The organism is Mesorhizobium sp. M7A.F.Ca.CA.004.06.1.1, from assembly GCF_003999135.1.
Taxonomy (GTDB): domain Bacteria; phylum Pseudomonadota; class Alphaproteobacteria; order Rhizobiales; family Rhizobiaceae; genus Mesorhizobium.
This window is the reverse complement of record NZ_RZPQ01000264.1, coordinates 1-7,045: the sequence shown is the minus strand read 5'-3', so window position 1 is coordinate 7,045 and position 7,045 is coordinate 1. Positions and strand designations below refer to the sequence as shown.

General features: G+C 62.8%; 8 protein-coding genes. 5 read left to right on the top strand and 3 right to left on the bottom strand.

Going from position 1 to position 7,045, the window contains the following annotated elements; genetic code table 11:
• Both EN906_RS17055 and proC read left to right on the top strand, forming a co-directional pair.
• Positions 1-741 (top strand): O-antigen ligase (locus EN906_RS17055; RefSeq protein ID WP_164777208.1); only part of this gene is annotated, 741 nt, incomplete at its 5' end.
• Between the two features lie 61 nt (positions 742-802).
• A complete protein-coding gene (gene proC / locus EN906_RS17050) occupies positions 803-1,618 on the top strand; it encodes a pyrroline-5-carboxylate reductase (protein ID WP_127269835.1) in 816 nt (271 codons plus the stop codon).
• A gap of 371 nt (positions 1,619-1,989) precedes the next feature.
• Here the strand turns inward: proC and EN906_RS17045 are convergent, their stop codons facing one another.
• Entirely contained in the window at positions 1,990-2,238 is a 249-nt protein-coding gene (locus EN906_RS17045) for a type II toxin-antitoxin system VapB family antitoxin (protein ID WP_127272130.1), read from the bottom strand.
• 67 nt (positions 2,239-2,305) lie between these two features.
• The gene (locus tag EN906_RS17040; protein ID WP_127272181.1) at positions 2,306-3,619 is read right to left on the bottom strand and encodes an NAD(P)H-dependent oxidoreductase; all 1,314 of its coding nucleotides are present in this window, start codon (positions 3,617-3,619) and stop codon (positions 2,306-2,308) included.
• A gap of 340 nt (positions 3,620-3,959) precedes the next feature.
• Between EN906_RS17040 and EN906_RS17035 the strand changes: the two genes are divergently transcribed.
• From EN906_RS17035 to EN906_RS17025, 3 genes are all read left to right on the top strand, one after another.
• Entirely contained in the window at positions 3,960-5,366 is a 1,407-nt protein-coding gene (locus EN906_RS17035) for a PTS transporter subunit IIC (RefSeq protein ID WP_027035737.1), read from the top strand.
• A gap of 73 nt (positions 5,367-5,439) precedes the next feature.
• Positions 5,440-5,901 carry a PTS sugar transporter subunit IIA gene (locus EN906_RS17030; RefSeq protein WP_127267974.1) on the top strand — a complete coding sequence of 154 codons (462 nt, stop codon included), beginning with the start codon at positions 5,440-5,442 and terminating at the stop codon, positions 5,899-5,901.
• Between the two features lie 17 nt (positions 5,902-5,918).
• Complete coding sequence (locus EN906_RS17025) at positions 5,919-6,206, top strand: PTS sugar transporter subunit IIB (protein WP_023809203.1); 288 nt, start codon at positions 5,919-5,921, stop codon at positions 6,204-6,206.
• A gap of 33 nt (positions 6,207-6,239) precedes the next feature.
• On the opposite strand, the gene EN906_RS17020 is transcribed toward EN906_RS17025, so the two are convergent.
• On the bottom strand, positions 6,240-7,045 hold an 806-nt coding region (locus EN906_RS17020), incomplete at its 5' end, for a multicopper oxidase domain-containing protein (RefSeq protein WP_164777207.1).

Here is a 7,045-nt window from a genome sequence, read left to right as displayed (position 1 = left end):
CTCTACCGGCGCGGACAGCGCTACTGGGGTGCCGGGATCTTCTTCGCTGCGATGATCTTCATGCTGCACACCGGCTCCAAGACGACAGCCGGCCTGGTGCCGTTCTCGATCCTGATCGTCATGTTCCCGAGCCTGATCGGCATGCGGCTCGGCACGCCGATCCTGTTTGCGCTGGCGATCGTCGCGACAGCGGTCGGCACGCTGGGCATCGTATTCCTGCCGCCGATAAAACATCTCGCGGCGATCTATTTCCCGGACATGACCTATACGGGCCGCACGACGCTGTGGGAGTTCGCCGGCAGCATGCTCGCGAAGAAGCCATGGACCGGTTACGGCTATGAGAGCTTCTGGGGCACGCCCTTGCTGCTCAACCAGGACCAGCCCTTCGACCGGCCGTGGGACATCCGGACCATCGTGCACGGCCATGACGGCTACCTCGACATCGCCGTGCTGATGGGCATTCCGGCACTCTGCGTGGCGGTCTACACTTTCCTCATCGCGCCGCTGCGCGACTACATGCGCATTCCGTTGCGCAGGGAAAACATTTTTCTCGGTGACTTCTTCATGATGGTGGTGCTGTTCACGGCGCTGAACGCTTTTCTCGAAAGCTTCTTCTTCCATCGCGGCGACCCGGTCTGGCTGTTCTTCGTGCTCGGCGTATTTGGCCTCAGGCAAGTCTCGCTGCGGCCGATGGCAGTGCGCGATCCCGATCGCGGCTCGCGATCTTTCCGTTCCTCCTGACGGGGGCTTCCCCGGGGAAGCGCCAGCGTCTATGTGAAAGCCTTCCTTCGGAGGGCTTTTGATGACGATCAGGCTTGTTCTCGCCGGCTGCGGCAATATGGGTTACGCCATGCTCTCAGGCTGGCTGAAATCCGGTAAGCTTGCGCCATCGGCGGTTTTCGTGGTCGAGCCCAATGCCGATCTGCGCAATCGCGCGGCCACGCTGGGCTGCGCGACATCAGCCGATGCCGGCAGCATCCCGGCCGATGCCGTGCCCGATCTCGTCGTCATCGCGGTGAAGCCGCAGGTGATCCGCGATGTCACCTCCGCCTACAAGCGTTTCGGCGATGGCCGCACCACCTTCGTCAGCATCGCCGCCGGCACGCCGGCCAACACCTTCGAGGAAATCCTCGGCAGCCGCGCGCCGATCGTGCGCTGCATGCCCAACACACCCGCGGCAATCGGCAAGGGCATGATGGTGGTGTTCTCCAACAAGCTCGTGTCGGATGACACCAAGCGTTTCGTCGCCGATCTTTTGTCGGCGAGCGGCGAAGTGGCCACCATCGACGACGAGGGCCTGATGGATGCGGTGACCGCCGTCTCCGGATCTGGGCCGGCCTACATCTTCCATTTCATCGAAGCGCTGACCGTGGCCGCCGAGAAGGCCGGGCTGCCAACGGCGACCGCCAAGCTGCTCGCCATGCAGACAGTCTATGGCGCCGCCTCGCTCGCCGCCGAAAGCGGCGAGGAACCGGGCGTGCTGCGCCAGCAGGTCACCAGCCCCAACGGCACGACGGCCGCGGCGCTGGCCGTGCTGATGGGCGAGCACCGGCTGACGCGCCTTCTCACAGAGGCGGTGGAGGCTGCGCGGCTGCGGTCGGTCGAGCTGGGGAAGTAATCGTCAACTCCTCCGCTGCCGAAGTTTTGATGGGTCGGACGTGCTTGCGTTGATGGCTTGGCGGAAATGCACATCGCTTCGTCATCCTGGGGCGAAGCAAGGAGCGCAGCGACGCGGCGCAGACCCCAGGATCCATGCCGCGACTTCAAAGCGCTGCTGCGGTGCAGAATTCTGCTCCGCTGCATTCCTCGACCAAGATCACGGCATGGATCCTCGGGTCTCCGCGACGTCGCTTCGCTCCTGCTCCGCCCGTGGATGACGAAGTTGGGAAGGCTCCGGTCAATCCCGAATGTCTACGATGATCCATCGAAACGAACGACGAAATCCGAGCTGCCAGCAGGCCTTCCAACGTGACAACCCCTGTGCACCTGTCAGGCGTCATTCTGGCCGCCACCCCACATGGCATCGATCTCATTCTTGCTCACGACCCGGCCAGCCTTGCCCGCTTTGGACCTCAAATCACCGGCGATTGCAGCCAGCCGTTCCGCCAGAGGCATACGGGCGTTTTTCAGTTCACTTTCAAGCGCTTCGATAACCGCTCTGGTCATGGAAACCTTGCGCTTGGCGGCAAGCTGGCGAGCCAGTTCGCGGGCAAGCGGATTCCTGATTCGAAGGTTCATGTGACCGACCTTGGCGACATTTGCCCCACAATCTATCATTTGTCGTAGCAGCGCCAGCGTGGTCCTTTCAGGCCCCGTAGAGCATCTCGTCCTGCAGCCGGCGCAAGGCGAACAGCCTTGTCGTCTGGTCGGGCGACGCATTGTCTGACGTCAGCAATTCGCCTTTCCTGACCGGTTTCAGCACCTTGCCGCCCTCGAGCAGGCCGACCGGCACGGCGCGCTGGGCACGGGCTTCGCCGACGGTCATCGTCCAGGAGCGGTAACAGGTCTCGCCGATCGCATCGAAGGTCTCGCCGGCGGCGAGATCCCGCTTGGCGACCGCACAGACTTCGGCAACGGGTTGCGGCAGCGGCACCATGTCGGGCTTGCCGAAAAGCATGATGCGGGCGGCGGTCAGCGGCACCTCCAGTGAGGTCAGATGATAGGGCCTAAACAGGCTGTAGTAGGGGCCGTGGCCGATATGCAGGTCGTCCATGCGCTCGATGATGCGCGGATGCGTCGCCTCGACGATGACGAACACGCCAGGCGCGACGCCCTTGCCGACCGTGTAGTCGACGACGCCTTTCCTGAGCAACAGACCGCCATCCTCGCGCGGGATCAGCACCTTGGCGAGGTCATCGCGGTCGGCCTTGGGGCCGTGCATGCCGGGCACGTCGGGCACCAGCCCGGTGGCGTTGGCGATGGCACACATCTCGACCATGGTCTTGGAACCGTCGACGAACTCGACCAGCATGCGCGGGTTCATGTTGCGGCGGATGGCTTCGGCGCGATAGTCGTCCGGTACGGCATCGTGGTTGAGCGGGTTGTTCTTGCCCTTGCCGGCCGAGACGATGGTCAGCCCGAGCGCCGACGCGAATTCGATCAGTTCCATGCAGCTCGACGGCTCGTCGCCCGCACCCACCGAATAGACGACGCCAAGCCGGTCGGCCTGCTGCTTGAGGTAGCAGCCGATGGTGACGTCGGCCTCGACGTTCATCATCACCAGATGCTTGCCGTGCTCCATCGCCATGAGGTCGAAATCGGCGGCGACGCCCGGCTTGCCGGTGGCGTCGATGACGACGTCGATCAGCGGATTGGTGACCAGCATCTCGTTCGAAGTGACGGCGATCTTGCCGCTCTCGATAGCGCCGGTGACTTTCGACGCGGTGTCGGCTTCGACGGCCATGGCTTCGTCGCCATAGGCGATACGGATGGCATCGCGCGCGGTGTGCGGGCGGCGCGTCGAGACGGCGCAGATCGAAATGCCTGGCATCAGCATGCCTTGGGTGACCAGATCGGTGCCCATTTCGCCCGAACCGATGACACCGATGCGCACCGGGCGGCCCTCGGCGGCACGCCTGGCGAGATCGCGGGCAAGGCCGGTCAGGGCGACGTTGGTCATGCAGGAATGTCCACAGCTTCGTGATTTGAGGTCGGATAGCAGGGAACGGGTTCTATTTGCCAACGAAACCCGGTCGCGACCGGCAATTTCCCGCGAAATCGTCTCGGAAGGGACGACCGCCGAGGCTCGATTGGCCGAAGCGCAACCAATTGACATCGCAGCTGACAACCCCAATAAAACATTCGTTTGTCAACAAAGGCAAATGTTCACCGACGCGACAGTCGGAAAGCATTCGCCTCTGGGGCAAATTGGGGAGTGTCTTTGCGCCGGGGCGTCAAAGGCTGGATGGAGCATCATTGCGAGGCGTCGAGCGAAGGCTCGCGGCTCCAGGGGAGGAAAAATGGATACTGTTCTCGCGGGCCTAAAAGGGGCCATCGATACGCTTGGCCCGACGATCCTGCTGCCAATTGTCATTTTCATCATCGCCGTGGTTCTGGGCGCCAAGGTCAGCAAGGCTTTTCGCGCCGCCGTCACCATCGGCGTCGCCTTCATCGGCATCAATCTGGTGCTTGGCCTCATGTTCACGTCGATTGGCGACGTCGCCAAGGCCATCGTCACCAACACCGGCATTCATCGCGACATCATCGATGTCGGCTGGCCCTCCGCGGCCGCGATCGCCTTCGGCTCGTCGGTCGGCCTTTGGGTCATTCCGGTCGGCATCCTCGTCAACATCGTGCTGTTGCTGACACGCATGACGCGCACGCTCAATGTCGACGTCTGGAATTTCTGGCACTTCGCCTTTGTCGGCTCGCTGGTGGTCGCCGCAACCGACAATCTGGCCTATGGCATCGCGGTCGCAGCACTTGTCGCAGCACTCTCGCTGCTGTTCGCCGACTGGTCGGCGCGCGCGGTACAGCAGTTCTACGGCGTGCCCGGCATTTCGGTGCCGCATCTCGCCTCGGCACAGATCCTGCCGATCGCCATTGTGCTCAACTGGATCATGGACCGCATTCCCGGGATCAACCGCATCAACATCAACACCGATACGATCGAGCGCAGGTTCGGCGTGTTCGGCGAACCTGTCGTGATGGGCCTCATCATCGGCCTCGTGCTTGGTGCAATCGCGTTCTACAATGCGGGTGATCTCAGCGTGGTGCTGGCCAAGGTTCTGGGCACCGGCATGACACTGGCCGCGGTGATGCTGCTGCTGCCGCGCATGGTCAAGATCCTGATGGAGGGGCTGATCCCCGTCTCCGACGCCGCACAGGCGTTCGTGCGCAAGCGCACCGGTGACCGAGAGCTTCTCGTTGGCCTCGATTCGGCGATCCTGATCGGCCATCCGGCCGCGATCTCGTCGTCGCTGATCCTGGTGCCGATCGCGATCATCCTGTCCATCATCCTGCCGGGCAACCGCGTCATCCTGTTCGCCGACCTCGCGGTCATCCCCTTCATCGTCGCCATGACCGCGCCGCTGGTCAAAGGCAACGTGTTCCGCATGGTGGTGATCGGCACGGTGACGCTGGCCATCGGCTTCTACGTCGCCAACGCGCTGGCGCCGCTGTTCACCAGCGCAGCAGTCTCGTCGGGCTTCAAGCTGCCGGCGGACGCGCTGCAGATCACCTCGGTGGTCGACGGCTTCCTGTGGGTGCCTTACGTGGTCATCGAGGCGATCCAGGGGATGGGGCTTGTCGGCATCATCGTGATCGCAGTGGTCATCGCGGCATTGTTTGTCCTCTACCGCCGCAATCCGCTCGGCTGGGAGCGGGCCGCGGGCGCCGAGGACGAGCCGGCCGAAGAGACGGCCTGAACCTGATAGCGTCCACCCTCAAACCGATCGTGCGCCCTTCCCGCGGCGCACGATTTCATAGACGGAGCAAAGAATGTCCGACGGACTCATGCAGCTTCTGGACCCTGACGCGATCGTGCTCGGATCCGATGCCTCGACCAATGAGGAGATCATCCGCATCCTGGCGGGCCGGCTGGAGAGACTTGGCTATGTCAAAAGCAGCTATGCCGACGCGGTCGTGCGCCGCGAATTGACCATCCCGACCGGACTGCCGCTGGAACGCTCCGATAATGTCGCGGTGCCGCACACCGATCCGGAGCATGTGCTGAAGCCTGGCATCGCGATGGGCACATTGAAGCAACCAGTGACCTTCGCCAACATGGAGGATCCCGACGAGATGCTGCCGGTCGGCTTCGTCTTCCTGCTTGCCATCAACGACAAGGACAAGCAGATTGAGGCGCTGCAGGCCGTCATGGCCACCATCCAGAACCCGCAAGCCTTGGATGATTTGAGGTCGGCCAGAACCCTCGAAGACGTGCGAGCCGTACTCGGCTGAAACAAGGAGAAGCAGAGATGTCGAGACAGAAAACCATTCTCTTTGCCTGCGGCACGGGCATCGCCACCTCGACCGCGGTCAATGTCGCCGTCACCGAGGAAATGAAGAAACGCGGCCTCACCTTCAATGCCCAGCAGGCGAAGGCCACCGAAGTGCCCGGACTGGCCGACAATGTCGACTTCATCGTCGCAACCACCCCGATCTCCGCTTCGGTCACCAAGCCGGTGATCAAGGGCCTCGCCTTCCTCACCGGCATCGGCAAGGACAAGGTGCTCGACGAGATCGAGGCGCAGTTGCGCAAATGACGGCACAGACGCTACGCGCAGGCTGACGCGGCTTCACACCACCCTGACATAGCTCGTCATTCCCGATTTCTGGTGCTCGATGATGTGGCAGTGCAGCAGCCAATCGCCGGGATTGTCGGCGACGAAGCCGAGCTGAACCTTCTCGTTGGGCTGGATGAGATAGGTGTCGGAAATCACAGGCTGAACCTGGCGCGTCGAGGATGACAGCACTTTGAAGCTCATACCGTGCAGATGCATCGGATGAGATTGCGGCGTCAGGTTCTCCATGTCGATGACGTAGCTTTGGCCAAGCTTCAATTCGGCCAGTGGCGCGGTCGGGTCCTTGGTGTCGCCTGGCCACGGCACTTTGTTGAGGGCCCAGAAACTATAGCCAAGCGAACCGCAGATGCCATCGCTCGGGACGTTTTCCGCCGTGGCGCTTAGTGCCAGGGAAATATGCCTGGCACTGGCGAGATCCACTTCCGCCACCGGATTGAGCTCCAGCGGAGCAACATCGCGAATGTCCCGTTTGAGGGATTTTCCTGTCGCGCGCAGGGTCGCCAGGATTTTTGGCTTGGTGCCCCTGACGTCCCTCAAGCTGACCATCGCGCCTTCATTGTCGGGCATGCGTATGGCCAGCTCCATGCGCTGGCCGGGTCCGAGCAGCAAGGCGTCGGGCGAAAAACGCTCAGGCACCGGATTGCCGTCGAGCGCCATGACACTCGCCTCCGCACCGTCGACGCGGAAAGCGTAGATGCGCGTCACGTCGGTGATGGCGACACGCAGCCGCGCAAGTCCGCCGGCCGGCGCATCATATTGCGGCTGCGTGTCGCCATCACCGACGTGACGCGCATCTACGC